The following is a 17,430-nucleotide window of genomic DNA, read 5'->3' on the forward strand; positions in this document are numbered from 1 at the left end:
ACCGGTGACCTTCACAGTGACAGTGACCAACCGGGGACCGTCCGACGCGGTCGGCGCGACACTGACCGACCCCCTGCCCGCACCACTGGCCGGATTCACCTGGACCTGCGAACCATCCACCGGAAGCACCTGCACAACGTCCGGCACCGGTGACATCAACGACACCATCACCGTCCTCGCTGGCGGCACAGTGACCTACACGATCAGCGGAACCGTGCCGAAGGGCACCGCCGGCGACCTCACCAACACGGCCACCCTCACCCCGCCCACTGGTGTGTCCGACCCGGACTGCACACCGAGCTGCTCCTCGACAGTGGTCCTCACCGGGCCGGTTCCGCCCATGCCCGTCACGGGTGGACGTCTGACAGCCATCGCCACACTTGGAGCTTCTGTGGCTGCCCTCGGTGTTCTCCTGGTCGGCGGCCTGGCCCTGATACGCCTACGCACCCGCCGCGAGCCCTGACCCCTGGCGGCCGGCAGTCACGAACGGTGGCCCCTTCTGAGCCTGGCTACCGCCGCTTCGCGTCGTGAGGCGGCGGTAGCTGTCGCAACCGGCCACGAGACACGCAGTACACGTCGCCGGAGTTCGCGTCGTGCGGCAACGCGGCGAGGTGGGTGGTCATGTCGGTCGCGGAGACCCAGCGTTGGAACGTCATCGACTTGTCGTCGCCCAACGCCACGTCGAAGCCGTCGAAGCCGAGCGCGGTCAGCCGGTCGAGACACCGGGAGGCGACCGGTCGCGCGATCGTGGTGAACTCGAACGAGAGCGCGGGCAGCGGGCGGGTCAGCCCGGCCAGCACCTCGTCCTCGAAACCCTCCACGTCGATCTTCGCGAACGTCGGCTCGCCGTACTCGGTGATGAGCGCGTCGACGGTGACCACCGGGACCTCGATGTCGGTGTCCCACACCTCGCCCTCCCACCCGCCCGCGCCTTCCGCCGCGCGCACGAAGTCGGGCGAGGCGGTGGACACTGTGGGATTGGCGGAGTTGACGTGGAAGCGGGTGCTGCCGGGGGCCGCGCCGCAGACCGCTTCGACGAGCGTCACCTGGTCGTCGTCGGCGTAGATGGTCCGCAGGGCGCGGAGGCACAGCGGCTGCGGCTCCACGGCGACCACCCGCGCCCCGAGGCGACGGAAGCTGGCGATGTGGTCGCCCACGTGTGAGCCGACGTCGAAGACGAGATCGCCCTCGGTGACGAACCGGGAGTAGAAGGCGTCCATCCGTGCGTCGCGCTCGGCGTCGCCGTAGTAGACATCCAGCGATCGGTGCAGGAGGGACATCCCGGGGTCGGTTCTGAGCGCGGCGATCCTGGTGTCGGTGCCAGCCGTCATCTGTGTGTGTCCAGTCCGTGGGGTTGGCCGGGCCTACGGCCCGAAGGCGGTCAGGAAGCGGTCCCGGAAGGTGTCCATCCGCCAGACCGGCGCCTGCGGACCGGGCTTGAGCCCGTCCTGCCAGCCCCACCCGGAGATCCGGTCCAGTACGGCCCGGTCCCGGGTGATGATGGTGATCGGGACGTCGCGGCTGGCGTTCTCGCCGGTGACCACGGCGGCGGGCTGGTGGTCGCCGAGGAAGATGAACACCAGGTCATCGTCGCCGTAGGTCTGCACGTAGGAGATCAGTGCGCTCAACGTGTACTCGATGGAGTGCCGGTAGTCGGCGCGGATCTGGGTGGCGTTGCGGCGCCGGTCGTCGGACTCCTTGGCGGTCCCCTTGAAGATCGTCCCGTCGCCGATGGCGGCCCAGTCGACCAGGTCGGGGACGGGCGTCCAGGGCGCGTGGCTCGACACCAGCGCGAGTTCCGTCATCGTCGGCTTGCCGTCGCGCTTCGCCTGCTCCAGGCGCCGCCAACTGGCGAGGGTGTACTGGTCGGGCATCGTGCCGAAGCTGAACTTCGGGCCGCGGTACCCGAGGGCTCTGGCGTCGTAGAACCGCTGGTAGCCGAAGAAGGAGCCCTCCGGCCACGCCCTGCTGACGGCGGGCATCACGCCCACGGTCTGCCAGTCGGCCCGGCGGAAGGCGCCGTTGAGGGTCATCCGGTCACTCGCCAGCAGGGTACGGTGCCGCTGGTCGTTGTCGACCCACAGTCCGGAGAGCAGCGTGTCGTGCGCGAGCCAGCTGCCGCCGCCGAACGTCGGCGAGGTGAGGAAGCCGCTCTGCGCGGCGAACCCCGCCGCGTTCAGCCGATTGGTCCCGTCGTCGAGGACCGCACCGACCTGCGGGGCGAACTCCGGGTCCTCGACGGCGTCGCGGCCGTAGCTCTCCACGAAGGAGATGACCACGTTCTTGCCGCGCAGCGCGGTGAGGAGTTGGTCGCCGGGGGTCTGCGCGAACCGGTCGTCCTGCAGCAGCGCGGCGAACTTCTCCCGGTCGTCGAGTCGCATGCGCACCTGGAAGCCGTGGCCGTTGGTCAGCGTGGTCGCGGACGTGTCGGCGACTGTCACGCCTTCGACCACCCGCACGTTGAAAGCGGCGCAGACCACCCAGACGACCACCAGCGCCGCAACGGTCCGGGTGGTCCCGGCGCGGTGCCGGATCACCAGCCCGCGCAACCGCCGCATCGACAGCGTGGCCGCCGTGGGCAGGCCCACCGCCACCACCGCCAGGGCGACCGCCACGCCGATGGCGGCGGGACGGCCGTACGACTCGCTGAGGAACGCGAACCCCTCGTCGAGCAGCGCCCAGTCGAGCACCGGGTCGAAGGCCCGGCTGAGCGAGGCGGTGAACCCCAGGTCGAACAGCTTGAGCAGACCGAGCAGGCCGAGGGCCAGCCCGGCGAGGGTGGCGACCCACCGGCTTCCGCGCGGCGGCAGGGCGAGCAGGAGGGCGACGGCGAGCAGCGCCTCCAGGGGGATCCGCACGAACGCACCGGGGCTGAACCGGCCGAAGTCGTACGGCAGGGTGAGCACGAGCAGCACCAGCAGCACGGCCAGCAGGGTGACCAGTCGGCCCGCGATGGAGCGGCGCGGCCGACCCTCGGGTGCGGTGCCGTCGGTGGCGGTGGCACCCGTGGCGGCGGGGTCCGGCAGTTCGCCCCTCATCGCCCTCCGTCCCTGGCTCGGCAGCTGACGTACGCGCGTCAAGAGCGACAACCCGGGCATCCTTCCATGATCTTCGTTGGGCGCGGCATCCGGGCGGCTCAGACGCGGGCGATCCCGCGTCGGGCCACGGCGACCGGCCGGTGTTCCGGCCAGGGCAGCCCATCCGTCCTGCCGTGGCCCAGACCGGTCAGCCCCGCGCCCGCGCTCACGGCGCTGTGGCTCGGCTGGCTGCCCGCGTGCACCATCGCGTCCGACCCGTGTGCAACGCTCGTCTGTTGGTCGACCGCGTCGTTGGCGACGGCGCGGCGGAGGTGACGGGTCGTCCACAGCCACCTGACGTCCCGCCCGAACGACTCGACCAGCAGCGCCAGTGACGCCACCAGCACGACTGTCGTCAGCGGACCGGGCAGCGCATCGCCCATCGCCACCGTCAGCACCACGCCCTGGACCGCGGCGACGACCTTGCGCCAGTAGCGCGGGGGCAACGAGCCGCGCATCCAGCTCAGCACCCAGCTCGCGGCGACGAAGACGTACCGCATCGCGCCGATCGCGAGCACCCAGGCACCCGTCGAGGGGGCCACGTACAGGCAGAGCACCAGGACGAGGAAGGAGTCGATCTCCATGTCGAAGCGCGCGCCGAGTTCGCTGGACGTCCCGGTGCGGCGGGCCGTGTATCCATCCACCGCGTCGAGGGCCAGCGCCACACTGGTGAGGACGACCATCACCGCGACCGGTGCCGGTCGGGTGAACGAGTCCGCGGCCAGGGCCGTCACGCCGCCGGCGAGGATCGCCCGGCTCAGGGTCACCCGGTCGGCAGGGCTCAGATCAGGAGCGCCCGCGCGGGTCATCCCCCGACTCAGCAGGGCGCACAGGACCACCCCGTAGACCAGCCCGGCCGCCCACCCGGCCGGGCCGAGGCCGACCGTCTGCGCGAGCACCGCCAGCACACCGATCTGCGCGAGCAGCCCGATGACCGGACCCGTTCGAACCGTTGACATCGCGCCTCCGTGACTTTGGGGGGGGACCCTGACCGTCATCACGGAAAACATGACCGATCGGTTCATTCTGAACGAGCCTCACCATGTATACGGACGGACGTGCCCCGTCGGATGCGGATTAGTCGTCGCCGGTGAGTGCAGGCCGTCGCCGCCGACGACGCCCCGGACGCGACGACGTGTTCAGGTCAGGTCACGCCGGTCGCGGACGAGCCGAGGGCGTGGAGCGTGGCGGTGGTGACCGGGTCGGCCGGGAAGAACGCCTCGACGGCCAGCCCGGAGACGGTGACATCCAGCGGGGTGCCGAAGAGGGTGGTCGTGCTGACGAAGGACAAATCCCGGTCGCCGTGGCGGTAGCGAAGGGGGATGACGACACGCGACAGGGTGTCGTCCTCCGGTGCCGCGACATCGTCACCGCCGGGATAGCCACGAAGCTCCTGGAGCAGGGCGGACAGGGCCGCGTCGTCGGTTGCCAGGACCTGCTGGCGCAACCGTCCGAGAAGGTGGCCCCGCCACTGGGAGAGGTTGACGATGCGCGGGGCCAAACCGCCGGGGTGCAGGGTGAGCCGCAGGACGTTGACCGGTGGGACCAGGAGGCGGGGGTCGACGCCGGCGGTGAACAGCGCGACGGCGGGGTTGGCCTCGACGAGGTGCCACTGTCGGTCGACGAGCACCGCGGGGTACGGGCCGTGTCCGTCGAGGATCTGCCGTACGGCTGCCCGCAGCGGGGCCAGTTCCGGGTCGGCCAGCTGGTGGCTGGGGTAGGCGGGGGCGTATCCGGCGGCGAGCAGCATGGTGTTGCGCTCAGCCAGCGGAATGTCGAGCTGCTCCGCCAGCCGCAGGATCAGGTCGGGGCTCGGTCGGGATCGCCCGGTCTCCACGAAGCTCAGATGCCGGGCCGACACCCCCGCCTCGATCGACAGGTCGAGCTGACTCATTCCACGAGTTCGACGCCACTCGCGCAGGAGGTCCCCCAGCGGTCGCTCCGGTCGGGCCACTGTCGTCACACCCTGACCGTAGTGACCTCACCTGTGTGCGCCGCTTTACCTGCGACGTAATCGACAGCGCGTACCGGCGCGCGCGACCATCTCCTGGGATGCGGGGAACCACCCGACCGAAACGAACGGAGAGTCATGACCGCGTACGCGCTTGCTCATCTGCGTAAGGCACCCATGCATGCCGAGGTGCTGGAATACCTGGAGCGCATCCAGGCCACCCTCCTGCCCTTCGATGGCCGGTTCATCGTCCACGGTGGGCCCATCGAGGTGCTGGAGGGCGACTGGTCGGGCGATCTGGTCGTCGTCGAGTTTCCGGACCTGATCCGGGCACGCTCCTGGTACCAGTCCAGCGCGTACCAGGAGATCAAGCCCTTGCGGACGAGGCACCTCGCGGGCGAGCTGGTCCTCGTCGAGGGGGTGGAGGCCGACCACGACTCGTCGAAGATGGCCGCCGCGATCCGCCGGGCCGGTGGTCACTGACGTCGGGGTCAGGACCTCGGCAGGGTGAGCACCTCGACGCCGTCGTCGGTGATGGCGATGGTGTGCTCGCTGTGCGCGGTCCGGCAGCCGGTGGCGCTGCGCAGGGTCCAGCCGTCGGGGTCGGTGACGAGCGTGGCGGTGTCGGCCATGACCCATGGCTCCAGCGCCAGCAGCAGCCCCGGACGCAGCCGGTATCCGCGCCCGGGGCGCCCGGTGTTGGAGATGTGGGGGTCCTGGTGCATCGTCGACCCGACGCCGTGGCCGCCGAACTCGGTGTTGATCGAGTATCCCGCCGCGCCGAGGACAGAGCCGATGGCGTACGAGATGTCACCGATGCGTACGCCGGGGCCGGCGGCGGCGATCCCGGCTTGCAACGCGCGTTCGGTCGCGTCGATCAGCGCGACGCTCTCCGGGGGCCGGACGTCGCCGACGATGAAGCTGATGGCCGAATCCGTGACAACTCCCCCCAGTGAGACGGCGAGGTCGAGCGAGAGCAGGTCGCCGTCGGCGAGCGGGTAGTCGTGCGGCAGCCCGTGCAACACCGCGTCGTTGACCGACGTGCAGATGTAGTGGCCGAACGGGCCGCGCCCGAAGGACGGCTCGTAGTCGACGTAGCAGGACTGCGCCCCGGCTTCGGTGATCATGGCCTGGGCCCACCGGTCGATGTCCAGCAGGTTGGTGCCGACCACGCAGCGGCTCTTCAGTGTCTGAAGGATGCCGGCGACCAGCGCGCCGGTCTCCTTCGCGCGCAGCACGTCGGCGGGGCTCAGGATCTCGATCATGCAACGCCTTCCACGAACCAATAAGTATCCCGGCCATATTATCCCGGTACTAGAATCGGAGCATGGTCAGGTTGCCACTCACTCCCGCGGAGGTCGAACGCGGACAGCGCCTCGGCGCCCTGCTGCGTCGCGCCCGCGGAGAGCGTTCGATGCTCCTCACCGCGCTCGACGCGGGCGTCTCGCCGGAGACCCTTCGAAAGATCGAGTCCGGCCGGATAGCCACCCCCGCCTTCCCGACCATCGCGGCGATCGCCGACGTGCTCGGCCTCTCCCTCGACGCCGTCTGGTCGGAGATCAACACGTCGGACGCCGCCGCCAACCTCCCCCGACCGGCACACGTCGCTGGCGAGCGACTGGCCTCGTAGTCTCGGCCCCACCTCAACGGGACGGGTCGACCGGTGACCGACCACACGGCGCTGGTCCCGGTCGATGACCGACCGGGACCAGCGGGTGGTGCGCTCAGGAGGCGGCGATGCCCTCCATGCCGATGCCGTCGGCGAACTTCGGCAGGCCCTCCACTGTGGTGACGAGTGTCAGCGACCCGTCCTTGCCCACCTCGTAGCCCTGCACGTTGCCGGCGACGGCGTTCTGCACGTACAGGAAGCCGTCGCTGGTGGTCATGTCGATCGACCCGCCGCCGGTGTCGGCGGCGACGCCCTTGACGAGTTCGAGCTTGCCGTGGTCGTTGACCCGGTAGGAGCTGATGGTGGAGGTGCCGGCGTTGGCGGCGAAGAAGTAGTCGCCGACGCGCTGGATCCAGCACGTCGCCTGCTGACCGTTGGGCACCGACGGCCCGATCTGGTCGAGCGCCCCGTCGTCCTCCAGCTCGAACCGGCTCACCGCGTTCGCGCCGGACTCGGTGACCAGCAGCGTGTCGTCGGTGTCGAAGGTGAAGCCGAACGGGGTGTTGCCCGCGTCGCTGATGACCGGGGTGCGCGACAGGTTGCCGTGGCGTCCGATCTCGTAGCTGAACATGACGTTGGCGGCCTTGGTCGACACCAACACGAACTCGCTGTCCGGGTCGATCTTGACCTGGGCCGGGGCGGTGCCGAACGCGGGCGGGTTGCCGTTGTGCAACCCGAGTGACCGGTTGGCGTCCTCGATCCGGGACAGCCGACCCTTGTGCAGCTCGAAGCCCTGCACCGAGCCCTCGCCACCGGCGTTGAGGACGTAGACGAGGTCGCCACGGGCCGCGACGCTGACCGGCAGCAGGCCACCGGACCAGATGACCTGGAGCTTGTGCAGCCTGGTGCCCTCGACGCGGAAGACAGTGACGGTGTTGCTGCCGGCGTTGACGGCGAACAGCAGCCCCTTGTGATAGGTCAGGGAACCCTGCGAGGCCAGCGCGTCGAGCGGCGCGCCGATGGTGAAGCCACCCAGCCCGCCCGTCTCGTACTCACCCGCCTTGGTGAGACGGCCGTCCTCGTCGCGGTCGTACACCTTGATGGTGTTGCCCTCGGCCTTGTTGGTCTGGACGAAGACCGCGCCCTCGTCGCCGTGGTGGTGATCACCCCCCTTGCGGTCGTCGTGGTACCCAGGGCCACCGCCATCGGCGAGGGCGGTCCCGGGGATCGATCCGATGCTGGTCAGACCTGCCAGGAGGGCTGCCGCGAGTGCGACACTGCGCTTCATCACTGACTCCTCATGCATCCGAAGGGAGGAATACGAGTTTTCCTCTCTTTCGAAAGTTATCGGACCAGCTATCGCAGATCGCCATACTTACCCTAAAGCGGTAATTTCGTGCCGTTCCATGGAATGACCAGACGCACCCACCGGGGGTCAGCTACCCCGCCGCGACCTACGCCCGCTGAGGCCGACGCTCAGCTGGCGTCAGGCCACCACGGTTCCAGGACGGCCGGGTCGGCGACGTACTCCCGCACCGGCGTCCGCTGCTCCGCAGGCAGGGGCAGCGCGCGGAGGCGCTCGCCCCACTCCGGCACCCGATCGTCCTTGTCCAACACGGTCGCCAGTTCGATCAGGGCGGCCAGCGCCATCGCCTGCTCGACCACCGGCGCGTCCTCCGCGCGGCGGCGCATCCCCGAGTCGAGCGCCCGGTAGGCCGCCTGATCGTCCAGCTTGAACTCGCGCAGGATCCGCGCGTTGTCGAGCACCCGGGCCAACCCCGCAAGCTCCTTCGAACCGCCGTACTCCACGTCCTTCGGCTCATCCCGCTGGATGAAGGTGATGGTGTTGCCCGACGGGTCGACGATGCTGAACCGCGACGCTCCGGCCCGGTAACGGGTCATCCGCGGCAGGCCCTTGACCAGCACCTTGCCGTAGCTGCGGCGCATCGCCTCGGTGAACACCTCGTGGTACGCGGCGACCGCGTCCACCAACACCAGGCAGCCGCCGGAGTGCTCTCTCGCCGGGTCGAGATCCTTCGGCGCCGGCCCGTAGTGCAGGTCGAAGCCGCTCCACCGAAACGCCAGGTACACGTACGGCCTGGTCTGCTCGTAGGTCACCTCGAACCCGAGCGCCCGCCAGAACGCCAGTGTCTGCTCCGGGTCGGCACAGTGCAGCAGCGGCACTGCGGTCTCGTTCGGTTGGACACGGTCCGCATTGGTGGTCATGGTCGCTCCCCGTCCGGTCGACAGGCCGGCCATTGTGCCAGCACCGTCGGACGGCTTCGACGGGTTTCGTCTCCTACCCGGGGAGGAGACGGGCTCCGACCACCGGCCGCGACCAGGGCTCGGGGTCGGACGCGACCGGCGGGCGCGGCCACGAACATCTACAGGCATGACAACCCTGCTGCGCCGGGCGACGCACTGGAATCGCCCAATGATGGTCTTCGTCTCCGCGATGGCGGTGCTCGCCGTCGTCGCGGCGGTCGGCATCCTTGTCGACCCGCGCGTCCTCACCGGAGCGCCGATCTGGCTCAAGCCGTTCAAGTTCGCGGTGTCCTTCGTGCTGTACGGCGCGACGCTCGCCTGGATGCTCTCCCTGCTGCCGCGTCGCAGCCGGGCCGCCGAGTGGGCCTTCACTGTCATCGTCGCGATGGCGGTGATCGAGATGCTGGTGATCGTCGGTCAGGTGGTACGCGGGCAGACCAGCCACTTCAACGACACCACTCCCCTGAACACCGCGCTGTTCGCGGCGATGGGCGCGGCGATCATGGTGCTCTTCCTCGCGCACCTCGTGGTCGGCATCGTGGTGCTGATCCGGCGGATCCCGGACCGGGCGGCTCTGACGGCCGTCGGGTGGGGGCTCGGCCTGTCCCTGCTGGGCATGCTCGCGGCGGTACCGATGGCGCTGCCCATGCAGGACCCGGGGATCGAGGGGATCGGCGGGGCGCACAGCGTCGGCGTGCTCGACGGCGGGCCGGGGTTGCCGATCGTCGGCTGGAGCACCACCGGCGGTGACCTGCGGATCGGGCACTTCGTGGGGCTGCACGCGCTGCAGGCGTTGCCGATCCTGGCGATCCTGCTGAGCCGGTTCGCCACCCGGTTGGACGAGCGCACCCGCGCCCGGCTGCTGGTCGTCGCGGGCGGCGCGTACGGCGTACTCACTGTGTTGTTGACCTGGCAGGCCCTGCGCGGACAGCCGCTGTTGCGCCCGGACGCCGCCACCCTCGTGGCGGTCGCGGCCCTGGTGGTCGCGACGGCGACCGCGACTGGCCTGGTGCTGGCCCGCCGCCGCCCTGATGTGGCGCTGGCCGCATGACCGCGACGCTGTTCGCCCTGACCTTCGCGGTGGCCGCGCCGTTCTGGGCGCTGATGATCCTGCTGCCCCGCTGGTCGTGGACCGCCCGGATCATCGCCTCGCCGCTGATCGTGCTGCCGGTCGTGCTGATCTACGCGCTGCTGGTCCTTCCGGCGTTCGGTGACGTGCTGCCGGCCGTGGCGTCGCCGACCCTGACCGGGGTGCGCGACCTGCTCGGCACCTCCGACGGGGCGGCGGCGGGCTGGGCGCACATGATCGCGTTCGATCTGTTCGTCGGGCGGTGGGCGTGGTTGGACAGCAGGGAACGGGGGGTGCCGGCGCTGGTGATGGCTCCGGTGCTGCTGCTGACCATCCTGCTCGGACCGCTCGGCCTGGCCGCCTACCTCGCGGTCCGGACCCGGTGGCGGCGGCCGGCGACCGCCGCCACCGGCCCGCAGCGCCTAGGCTGACCGTCGTGAGCTGGCTGGTGCGACTGTTCGACCTGCGGGACACACTCGTGCGGATGGTGCTGCTCGACCTCACCGGGTTGTGCTACCTGCTCGTCGTCCCGCACTCCACCAGCACGCCCACGACGGCACAGTGGGTCCTCGCGGTGCCAGCGTTCGCGATGGCGCTGGCGGCGCACCGTCGACCGGTTGTCAACATGGTGGCGCAGGCCGCCCTGCTGGCGGTCGCCATCAGCCTGATCGACGACTTCACCATCAACCAGGTCGGCGCCAGTTGGGCGTTGCTCGAGATGACCATGCGGGCGCGCGGCCCCCGGGCCATCTGGCTGGCCACCGCGCTGCTGGTGGTGGTCGACCTGACCGACTCGATCGGCGACCCGCCACGCCGGTTCGCCTCCGGGGTCGTCGGGCTCGCCGTGGAGGTCGGCGTGCCGGTGCTGCTCGGCCTGGTCATCCGCGCCAACCGGGAGCTGGGCCGGCAGGCCGTGGAACGGGCCCTGGCCGAGCAACGCCAGCACGAGTCGGAGAGCCGCGCGGCCCGCGCCGACGAACGCAGCGCCATCGCCCGCGAGCTGCACGACGTCGTCGCGCATCACGTGGCGTCGATGGTCCTGCGGGTCGGCGTGGCCCGGCACGTGCTCACCGACCCGGACCCCCGGGTGGCCGAGGTGTTCGACGACGTGCACGGCACCGGCACCGCGGCCCTCGCGGAGCTGCGCCGGCTGGTCGCGGTGCTGCGCAACCCCGACGGGGTACGCGGCGACGCGGCGCTGACCGCCATCGAGCCCACCGCGCTGCCGGCGGCGCTCGGCGCGTCCATCGACCGGGCCCGCCAGGCCGGTATCACCGTGGAGGCCGACCTCGACCCGGCGATCGGTTCCCTCGACGCGGTGCGCGGCATGGCGGTGCTGCGACTGACCCAGGAGGCGCTGACCAACGTGGCCAAACACGCGGGAACGTCCGCGCTCGCGCACCTCGTGGTCGCCGTCCGGGACGGCGCGGTGCACTGGGAGGTCAGCGACAACGGCCGTGGTGGGGTGCCGGTGGGCGTGCCGGCCGGCGGTGGGCACGGCATCACCGGAATGCGCGAGCGGGTCGAGGTCCTCGGCGGCCGGCTGGAGGCCGGCCCGACGGAAACGGGGTGGCGGGTGCGGACCGTGCTCCCGGCCAACGCCACCGAGCCGTCGACCCGGTCGCTGCCCCGCGACCGTGCGGCGTCCGCCGGCTCCCCCGCACCGGAGCCGGCGTGATCCGGGTGCTGCTGGTCGACGACCAGCACCTCATCCGGGCCGGGCTGCGCATGCTCTGCGACGCCCAACCCGACATCGAGGTCGTCGGGGAGGCCGACAACGGCCGCGAGGCGATTGCGCTGGCCGGGCGGCTCGTCCCCGACGTCGTCGTGATGGACCTGCGGATGCCCGGTGTCGACGGGATCACCGCGACCAGCCGGATCCTCGCCGACCGTCCCACCACCCGCATCCTGGTGCTGACCACGTTCGGCGACGACGACCACCTGTACCCCGCGTTGACCGCCGGGGCGTGCGGGTTCCTGCTCAAGGACGCGCCCCCCATCGAGCTGCTGGACGGCATCCGCCGGGCCGCCGTCGGTGACAGCCCGTTCAGCCCGGAGGTGCTGCGTCGCCTCGTCCAGCGCGCGGTGCACGCCCGCCCCGACGCCCCACCGGTCCTGCCGGGTCTGACCGCCCGGGAACGCGACGTGCTCGACCTGGTCGCCGAGGGTCTGTCCAACACCGAGATCGCCGACCGGCTCCACATCGGCGTCACCACGGTCAAGACCCACATCACCAGCCTGATGGCCAAGACCGACAGCCCCAACCGGGTCCGTCTGGCGCTGTTCGCTCGCGGCGTCTGACGCGCGGAAGCCGTCCGCTCGCGCCTCTTGACGTGCCGCTGGGAGCGCTCCAAGATCAGCTGGAGCGGAGCCGCACGAACGGCGGGCCGCCCGAGGCGGGTGTGGTGGTCTGTTGCTGGGCGCATTCGGTCTGAGCGAGCTGGAGGAGAAGGTCTACCTGGAGTTGGTCCGGGGCAGTGCCGGGACCGCTGCGGAGCTGGCACCACGGGTCGCGGCCACGGTCGCCGAGCTGGAGCACGCGCTCGACGCCCTCACCCGGGCCGGGCTGGTCCGCGTGGTCGCCGGCCGCGCCGGTGCCGCCCCACCCGACCTGGCCATCGAGTCGCTGCTGAACCAGCGGATGCGCGAGCTTCAGGAGGCGCGGGTCGGCCTGTGGGACTGGCTGCGGCAGCAACGCCCGGCGGACCCGATGGACCAGGACGTCCAGCTGGTGGTCGGCGTTCCCGCGATCATGCAGGCGTTCGACCAGTTCCTACGCGGGGCGCAGGAGGAGGTGCTCGGCTTCGACCGCCCGCCGTACGCGGCAGTGCTGCAGGACAACCCGACCGAGATCGAGATGCTCGGCCGGGGCGTCGCCTTCCGGGTGGTGTACGACCGGCGGGGGTTGGAACGGCCGGGTGCGGCCGCCCACATCGGCCGGTTCGTCGCCGCCGGTGAACAGGCACGGGTCGCCGCGAACGTGCCCGGCAAGCTCGCCGTCGCCGACCGCCGGGTCGCCCTGATCTCCTTCCCCGCCCGCGCCGACAGCACCGAACCGTGGGCACTGGTGGTGCGGGGCGCCACCTGGGTGGAGGTGCTCGTGGCGCTGTTCACCGAGGTCTGGGACCGGGCCACGCCGCTGCGGCTCGCCCCGGCCAGCGAGGTGGTCGACGACGTCGAGCGGCAGAGCACGCCCACCCTCGTCGACCGGCAGATCCTGTCCCTGCTGATGACCGGGCTGCCGGACAAGGCGGTCGCCTCCCAGTTGGGCATCTCGCTGCGGACGGTGCAGCGGCGGTTGCGGCAGTTGATGGACGCGACCGGGAGCGCCACCCGGATGCAGCTCGGCTGGTTCATCGCCCGCCACGACTGGCTCTGAACCCGGCGGTGGGGGGCCTGCCGACACGGGAGGTGACGGCAGGCCCCGGTGCTCACTTCGTGACCGTCACCGACACGGTGACCGGGGTGGACGCGCCCTTGGCACCGTTGTTGGTGACCAGCAGCGTGGCGACGTACGTGCCCGGCGCCAGGCCGGTGGTGTCCACAGTGACGGCCAGCGTGCCCTTCGCCCCAGCCGGCACCTCGCCGGAGGTGGCGGCGGACAGCCACGACACGTCGCTGTACGCCGGCAGCGAACCGTCGACGTGATAGACCTTGGCGCCGTACGGCCGGCCGGTCGCGTTACCGAGCACCCACAGGTTGCCCTGCTCGTCCAGGTCCAGCCCGGCCCCGCTGAGCGGGTTCGGGTCCGGGTCGGGCACCGAGGCCAGCGGCTGGCAGGTGGCCGGGTCGAGCGCCCAGATCGACTCCTTGGAGTCCTGGTTGATGCCCCACAACACGTTGTGTTCCTCGTTGAGGGCCAGGCCGGTCATCCACGGGATGGGCGGGGTGCACTCCCCCAGCACCGAGCCGGGCTGCGGGTGCGACAGCCCGGCGAGGTGCCGGATGCGGTTGTCGCCGCTGAGGTAGAAGGTGTCGTCCGAGGCGCGGTAGGCCAGCCCGTAGTAGAGCTTGCCGGCCCACGGCCCGGTGATGGTCTCCTTCACCTCCAGGGTGTCCGGGTCGAAACACACGATCGGCAGGTCCCCGATGAACGACATCTTCGGCGCGCACATCAGGTCCCGGCTCGCCACGTACGCCATGTCCGAGGGCCAGCCGTCGATCGGCAGCACACCCTTGGCCAGTGACCGGCCGTCGGTGCTGAAGCGCTGCAACTGCCCGAACAGGTACGAGTTGGAGACGATCAACTCGCCGTTGCGGTAGCCGACGCCGTAGGCGTTGTAGAGCTCCTTGAGCGGGAACGAGCTGAGCTGCCGGCCGGGGATGCCGGTCGGCGGGGTGGGCGAGTTGATCTCCCGGGCCAGCCAGCTGGCCGGCAGGTCACCCCGGTTGGTCAGTGTCACCGTCGCGGTCCGGGTCGCCCCGGCGCGGGCGGTCACCGAGATCGCGTTCCTGTTGGCCAGCAGCAACGGCGTACGCAGCGCCAGGTCGTGCGTGACGACCGTCGACTCGACCACGTCGACGGTGCTCCCCGGCAGGTCGTAGCCCGGTTGCAGCGCGGTCACCGTGACCGGCCCGGCCGGCGCCTCCAGCTGGTAGAAGCCGTCCGCGTCGGTGGTAGCGGTGACCGGCTGAGGGGCGTCGGCCGACTCGACCCGTACCGTCGCGCCGGCCAGCGGCTGACGGTCGTTCGCGTCGCGCACCGTGCCCCGCAGCAGGCCCCGACCGGCCACCCGGAAGGTGACCGCGTCGCCCGCGTCGAGCGCCTGCTCGTCGCGCGAGTAAATCAGCGCGTCGCGGCCGGTGGCGTCCTCGATGCCGACGGTCGCCGAGCCGCCGGCCCCCGCTGCGGTGGTGGCGAGCTTGCGGTACTGGATGGTGACGGTGCCGTTCTCGCCGAGGCGTACCTGCACGTCGATCCGGTTCTTCGGCGCGCTCTTGAGCGCGGCCCGGTTCCAGCTGACCACGAACTGTCGGGTCGTGCCGGTGCCGGACACCCTGGTACGCACCGTCGAGGCGTGGTCCAGGATCAGGTCGTCCCAGAACGCGTAGACGGCCGGCGCCGAGACCGCCGGGGCGGGCAGCGGACCGTTGTCGCCGACCGAGGTGCTCGTGTCGACGCCGAGGGTCAGGTAACCGTCGGTGTGCACGGTGAGCCGACGGTAGGTGCTGCCGTAGAAGGTCATCGGGAACGGCAGGTCGACGGCCCGGCTCGCGGCGTCACCGGTGAGGGCGAGCACGCTGCCGCCGTCGACCCACTGCGCGGTGGCCGTCCCCGCCTGGTAGCCGTGCCGGTCGGCCTTCGCGGCGAGCGCCACGTCCACCGTCTGCGGCCCGTCGACGCTCAGCGCGACAGTCTTGGGTGCCAGCCACCGGCCGTACTCGACCAGCAGGTCGTAGTCGGCCTCGGGCAGCATCCCGGTGTAGTGACCGTCGGCGTCGGTGACGAATGCCGGGAACGTCTCCCCGGCGAGCGCCAACCGGGCGCCCACGACCGGTTTGCCCGCCGGGTCGGTGACCCGGCCCTGGATCGCCTGCCACGGCGCGGGCTCGGACAGGTCCACGGTCAGGTTGGTGGTGCCGCTGGTCGACACGGTGATGCTCTGCCGTACGGTCCGCCGCGCGAAGAACGACGCGGTCAGGGTGTACTCCCCGGCCGGGACCCGACCCAGTTGGACGGTGCCGCGCGCCTCGGTGCGGGCGGTGCGGGTGACCAGCGCGGAGGTCAGGGTGATCTTCGCACCGGAGAGCACGGTCCCGTTCAGCTTCGCGTGCACCACGACGCCGCCGAGCTGCGCCGTCGAGGCCTGGGTCACCAGGTCGTACGCGTCGAGCCGACCCTCGCCGTAGACGTTGTTGTCGGCCGGGGTGCCACCGCACTGAAGGTCGTTGACGTCGTGCGCGGTGCGGTCCAGCAGTTCCCGGGTGGTCGCCAGGTCGCGGCGCAGGTTCGGCACCGCCGACCACGCCAGGGCGACCGCGCCGGCGACGTGCGGCGCGGCCATGGAGGTGCCGTCGCTCATGCCCCAGTCGCTGCCCGGCACTGAGGAGAGGATGCCCACCCCGGGGGCGGTGATGTCCGGCCGTACCGCGTCCTCGCGGCCCGGCCCACGGCTGGAGAAGTCGGCGATCACACCGGTGGAGTCGGTCGCGCCGACGGCGTACGCCAGCGGGTTGGTGGCCGGGTGCCCCGCCGAGCCGCACGGCTCGGGCAGCTCCTTGGCCTCGTTGCCGACCGCGAAGACCGGGAAGATGCCGGCGGCGACCCAGGAGTCGATGATGGTGTCGTAGAAGGTGGGGTCACCGTCGTGGCCGCCCCAGGAGTTGTTGATGATGTCCGGGGCGAGGTCGGGGCGGGGGTTCTCGCCGTTGTGGTCGGTCGGTGCGAGCATCCACTGACCGGCGGCGAGCAACGCGCTGTTGCTGCAGTAGTTGGCCTCGCACCCCTTGGCCGCGATCCAGCTGGCGCCCGGGGCCACACCGGTGATCCGCCCGTCGCCGTCGTCGCCGACCATCGTGCCGACCGTGTGGGTGCCGTGCCCGAAGTTGTCGCAGGGCGTCGACGGCAGGCAGATCCCGGTCGGGTCGTACCAGTTGTAGTCGTGCGTGAAGGTGCCGTCACCGTCGTTGCCACGGTACTGGCGGACCAGGGCCGGGTGGTCGTACTGCACACCGGAGTCGACGCTGCCGACGACGATGCCCTCGCCGCGGGTGCCGTACTCGCGCCAGACCTTGTCGGCGGCGAGCGACGTGAGGTTCCACGGCAGCTGCGGGTCGTCGGCGGCGGCGCCGGCGGTGCGGACCGGCTCCGCGAGCGCGGTCCCACCGATCGCGGTGATCCGCGCGACGTCCGCCCGGCCGGCCAGCTCGGTCACCAGCTTCAGGTCGCCGGTGACCTCGATGATGTTCGCGATCCAGTACGGGGTGAAGTCGGCGTGCCGCTCGCGCAGCAGGGCACGCAGCCCACGCTGGGTCTTCTCGGCATGGGCCAGCTTGGTCTGGTAGACCCGGGTGGTGCGGGCGACCCGCCCGGCCCGGCCACCGGCGGCCCGCGCGACCCGGTCCAGGTCGCTCTGGTTCAGCGTGGCCTCGTCGGTCAGCTCGACGAAGAAGCTGGCGTTGGTGCCGGCGCGGGCCGAGCCGAGCACCAGCGGGTCCACCTTGCGCAGTGGGTCGGCAGCGCCGTTGCCCGGTGCGGGCGCGGCCACGGCGGCGCCGGTCGGCAGTGCGAGCACGATGGCCAGCGCCGCGCCGACGGCGCCCATGGCTCGACGTGTCAGCGGTCTGGGTCTGAGCATGACGTACGTCCCTCCCTCGGGCGGTCGCCCGGGAGGGCCGACACCGCCGTCGCCGATTCTCGGGCGACGGGCATCCGGTTGACCCGCAAGATCACTGGCGGAGCACGGACATGGCGGGTCTCCGCCATCCCGCGTTGGCCCCACCGACACCGGCGGGCCAC

Annotated in this window: 15 protein-coding genes and 1 pseudogene; 8 read left to right on the plus strand and 8 right to left on the minus strand. The window is 71.2% G+C overall.

Going from position 1 to position 17,430, the window contains the following annotated elements; genetic code table 11:
- The first annotated feature begins 4 nt into the window (after positions 1-4).
- A complete protein-coding gene (locus tag IF22_RS0127780) occupies positions 5-463 on the plus strand; it encodes a DUF11 domain-containing protein (protein ID WP_245233754.1) in 459 nt (152 codons plus the stop codon).
- Between the two features lie 46 nt (positions 464-509).
- Here IF22_RS0127780 and IF22_RS0127785 read toward each other — a convergent pair whose 3' ends face one another.
- From IF22_RS0127785 to IF22_RS0127800, 4 genes and pseudogenes are all read right to left on the minus strand, one after another.
- Positions 510-1,331, minus strand: a complete 822-nt coding sequence (locus IF22_RS0127785) for an FkbM family methyltransferase (RefSeq protein WP_051708822.1) — start codon at positions 1,329-1,331, stop codon at positions 510-512.
- 33 nt (positions 1,332-1,364) lie between these two features.
- On the minus strand, positions 1,365-3,038 hold the full coding sequence (locus IF22_RS33420; RefSeq protein ID WP_167337349.1) for a sulfatase-like hydrolase/transferase: 1,674 nt from the start codon (positions 3,036-3,038) through the stop codon (positions 1,365-1,367).
- Positions 3,039-3,343: 305 nt separating this feature from the next.
- A pseudogene (locus IF22_RS0127795) lies at positions 3,344-4,036 on the minus strand (CDP-alcohol phosphatidyltransferase family protein); the annotation flags it as partial.
- A gap of 185 nt (positions 4,037-4,221) precedes the next feature.
- Entirely contained in the window at positions 4,222-5,040 is an 819-nt protein-coding gene (locus IF22_RS0127800; RefSeq protein ID WP_030337064.1) for a helix-turn-helix domain-containing protein, read from the minus strand.
- Between the two features lie 126 nt (positions 5,041-5,166).
- Here IF22_RS0127800 and IF22_RS0127805 point away from each other — a divergent pair, with 126 nt between their 5' ends.
- A complete protein-coding gene (locus IF22_RS0127805) occupies positions 5,167-5,511 on the plus strand; it encodes a DUF1330 domain-containing protein (RefSeq protein WP_030337066.1) in 345 nt (114 codons plus the stop codon).
- An 8-nt stretch (positions 5,512-5,519) separates the two neighbouring features.
- On the opposite strand, the gene map is transcribed toward IF22_RS0127805, so the two are convergent.
- On the minus strand, positions 5,520-6,293 hold the full coding sequence (gene map, locus IF22_RS0127810) for a type I methionyl aminopeptidase (protein WP_030337068.1): 774 nt from the start codon (positions 6,291-6,293) through the stop codon (positions 5,520-5,522).
- Positions 6,294-6,355: 62 nt separating this feature from the next.
- Between map and IF22_RS0127815 the strand changes: the two genes are divergently transcribed.
- The gene (locus IF22_RS0127815; protein ID WP_030337069.1) at positions 6,356-6,658 is read left to right on the plus strand and encodes a helix-turn-helix domain-containing protein; all 303 of its coding nucleotides are present in this window, start codon (positions 6,356-6,358) and stop codon (positions 6,656-6,658) included.
- Positions 6,659-6,752: 94 nt separating this feature from the next.
- Here IF22_RS0127815 and IF22_RS0127820 read toward each other — a convergent pair whose 3' ends face one another.
- A complete protein-coding gene (locus IF22_RS0127820) occupies positions 6,753-7,925 on the minus strand; it encodes a lactonase family protein (protein ID WP_051708823.1) in 1,173 nt (390 codons plus the stop codon).
- Positions 7,926-8,113: 188 nt separating this feature from the next.
- On the minus strand, positions 8,114-8,863 hold the full coding sequence (locus IF22_RS0127825) for a VOC family protein (RefSeq protein ID WP_030337071.1): 750 nt from the start codon (positions 8,861-8,863) through the stop codon (positions 8,114-8,116).
- Positions 8,864-9,029: 166 nt separating this feature from the next.
- Between IF22_RS0127825 and IF22_RS0127830 the strand changes: the two genes are divergently transcribed.
- From IF22_RS0127830 to IF22_RS0127850, 5 genes are all read left to right on the plus strand, one after another.
- On the plus strand, positions 9,030-9,953 hold the full coding sequence (locus IF22_RS0127830; protein WP_030337072.1) for a hypothetical protein: 924 nt from the start codon (positions 9,030-9,032) through the stop codon (positions 9,951-9,953).
- Positions 9,950-10,402: an ABA4-like family protein gene (locus IF22_RS0127835; protein ID WP_030337073.1), complete on the plus strand. Its 453-nt coding sequence runs from the start codon at positions 9,950-9,952 to the stop codon at positions 10,400-10,402. Before IF22_RS0127830 ends, IF22_RS0127835 begins: the two co-directional genes overlap by 4 nt.
- A 5-nt stretch (positions 10,403-10,407) precedes the next feature.
- Entirely contained in the window at positions 10,408-11,649 is a 1,242-nt protein-coding gene (locus IF22_RS0127840; protein ID WP_081884117.1) for a sensor histidine kinase, read from the plus strand.
- Positions 11,646-12,272, plus strand: coding sequence for a response regulator transcription factor (locus IF22_RS0127845; RefSeq protein ID WP_030337076.1), 627 nt, complete (start codon positions 11,646-11,648; stop codon positions 12,270-12,272). The genes IF22_RS0127840 and IF22_RS0127845 overlap by 4 nt, the downstream gene beginning before the upstream one ends.
- 112 nt (positions 12,273-12,384) lie before the next feature.
- Positions 12,385-13,350, plus strand: a complete 966-nt coding sequence (locus IF22_RS0127850) for a helix-turn-helix domain-containing protein (protein WP_051708824.1) — start codon at positions 12,385-12,387, stop codon at positions 13,348-13,350.
- Positions 13,351-13,402: 52 nt separating this feature from the next.
- Here the strand turns inward: IF22_RS0127850 and IF22_RS0127855 are convergent, their stop codons facing one another.
- Positions 13,403-17,269 (minus strand): S8 family serine peptidase, encoded by a 3,867-nt coding sequence (locus IF22_RS0127855; RefSeq protein ID WP_081884106.1) that lies wholly within the window; start codon positions 17,267-17,269, stop codon positions 13,403-13,405.
- Positions 17,270-17,430: the final 161 nt, after the last annotated feature.

This window comes from Micromonospora parva, assembly GCF_000718515.1.
In the GTDB taxonomy this organism is placed as follows: Bacteria; Actinomycetota; Actinomycetes; order Mycobacteriales; family Micromonosporaceae; genus Micromonospora; species Micromonospora parva.

Bases quoted from the DNA above. Each gene is read 5' to 3' on its own strand.
- IF22_RS0127785 (WP_051708822.1), bottom strand. From the start codon at position 1,331: ATGACGGCTGGCACCGACACCAGGATCGCCGCGCTCAGAACCGACCCC.
- IF22_RS33420 (WP_167337349.1), bottom strand. From the start codon at position 3,038: ATGAGGGGCGAACTGCCGGACCCCGCCGCCACGGGTGCCACCGCCACC.
- IF22_RS0127805 (WP_030337066.1), top strand. From the start codon at position 5,167: ATGACCGCGTACGCGCTTGCTCATCTGCGTAAGGCACCCATGCATGCC.
- map (WP_030337068.1), bottom strand. From the start codon at position 6,293: ATGATCGAGATCCTGAGCCCCGCCGACGTGCTGCGCGCGAAGGAGACC.
- IF22_RS0127815 (WP_030337069.1), top strand. From the start codon at position 6,356: ATGGTCAGGTTGCCACTCACTCCCGCGGAGGTCGAACGCGGACAGCGC.
- IF22_RS0127820 (WP_051708823.1), bottom strand. From the start codon at position 7,925: ATGAAGCGCAGTGTCGCACTCGCGGCAGCCCTCCTGGCAGGTCTGACC.
- IF22_RS0127825 (WP_030337071.1), bottom strand. From the start codon at position 8,863: ATGACCACCAATGCGGACCGTGTCCAACCGAACGAGACCGCAGTGCCG.
- IF22_RS0127830 (WP_030337072.1), top strand. From the start codon at position 9,030: ATGACAACCCTGCTGCGCCGGGCGACGCACTGGAATCGCCCAATGATG.
- IF22_RS0127835 (WP_030337073.1), top strand. From the start codon at position 9,950: ATGACCGCGACGCTGTTCGCCCTGACCTTCGCGGTGGCCGCGCCGTTC.
- IF22_RS0127855 (WP_081884106.1), bottom strand. From the start codon at position 17,269: ATGCTCAGACCCAGACCGCTGACACGTCGAGCCATGGGCGCCGTCGGC.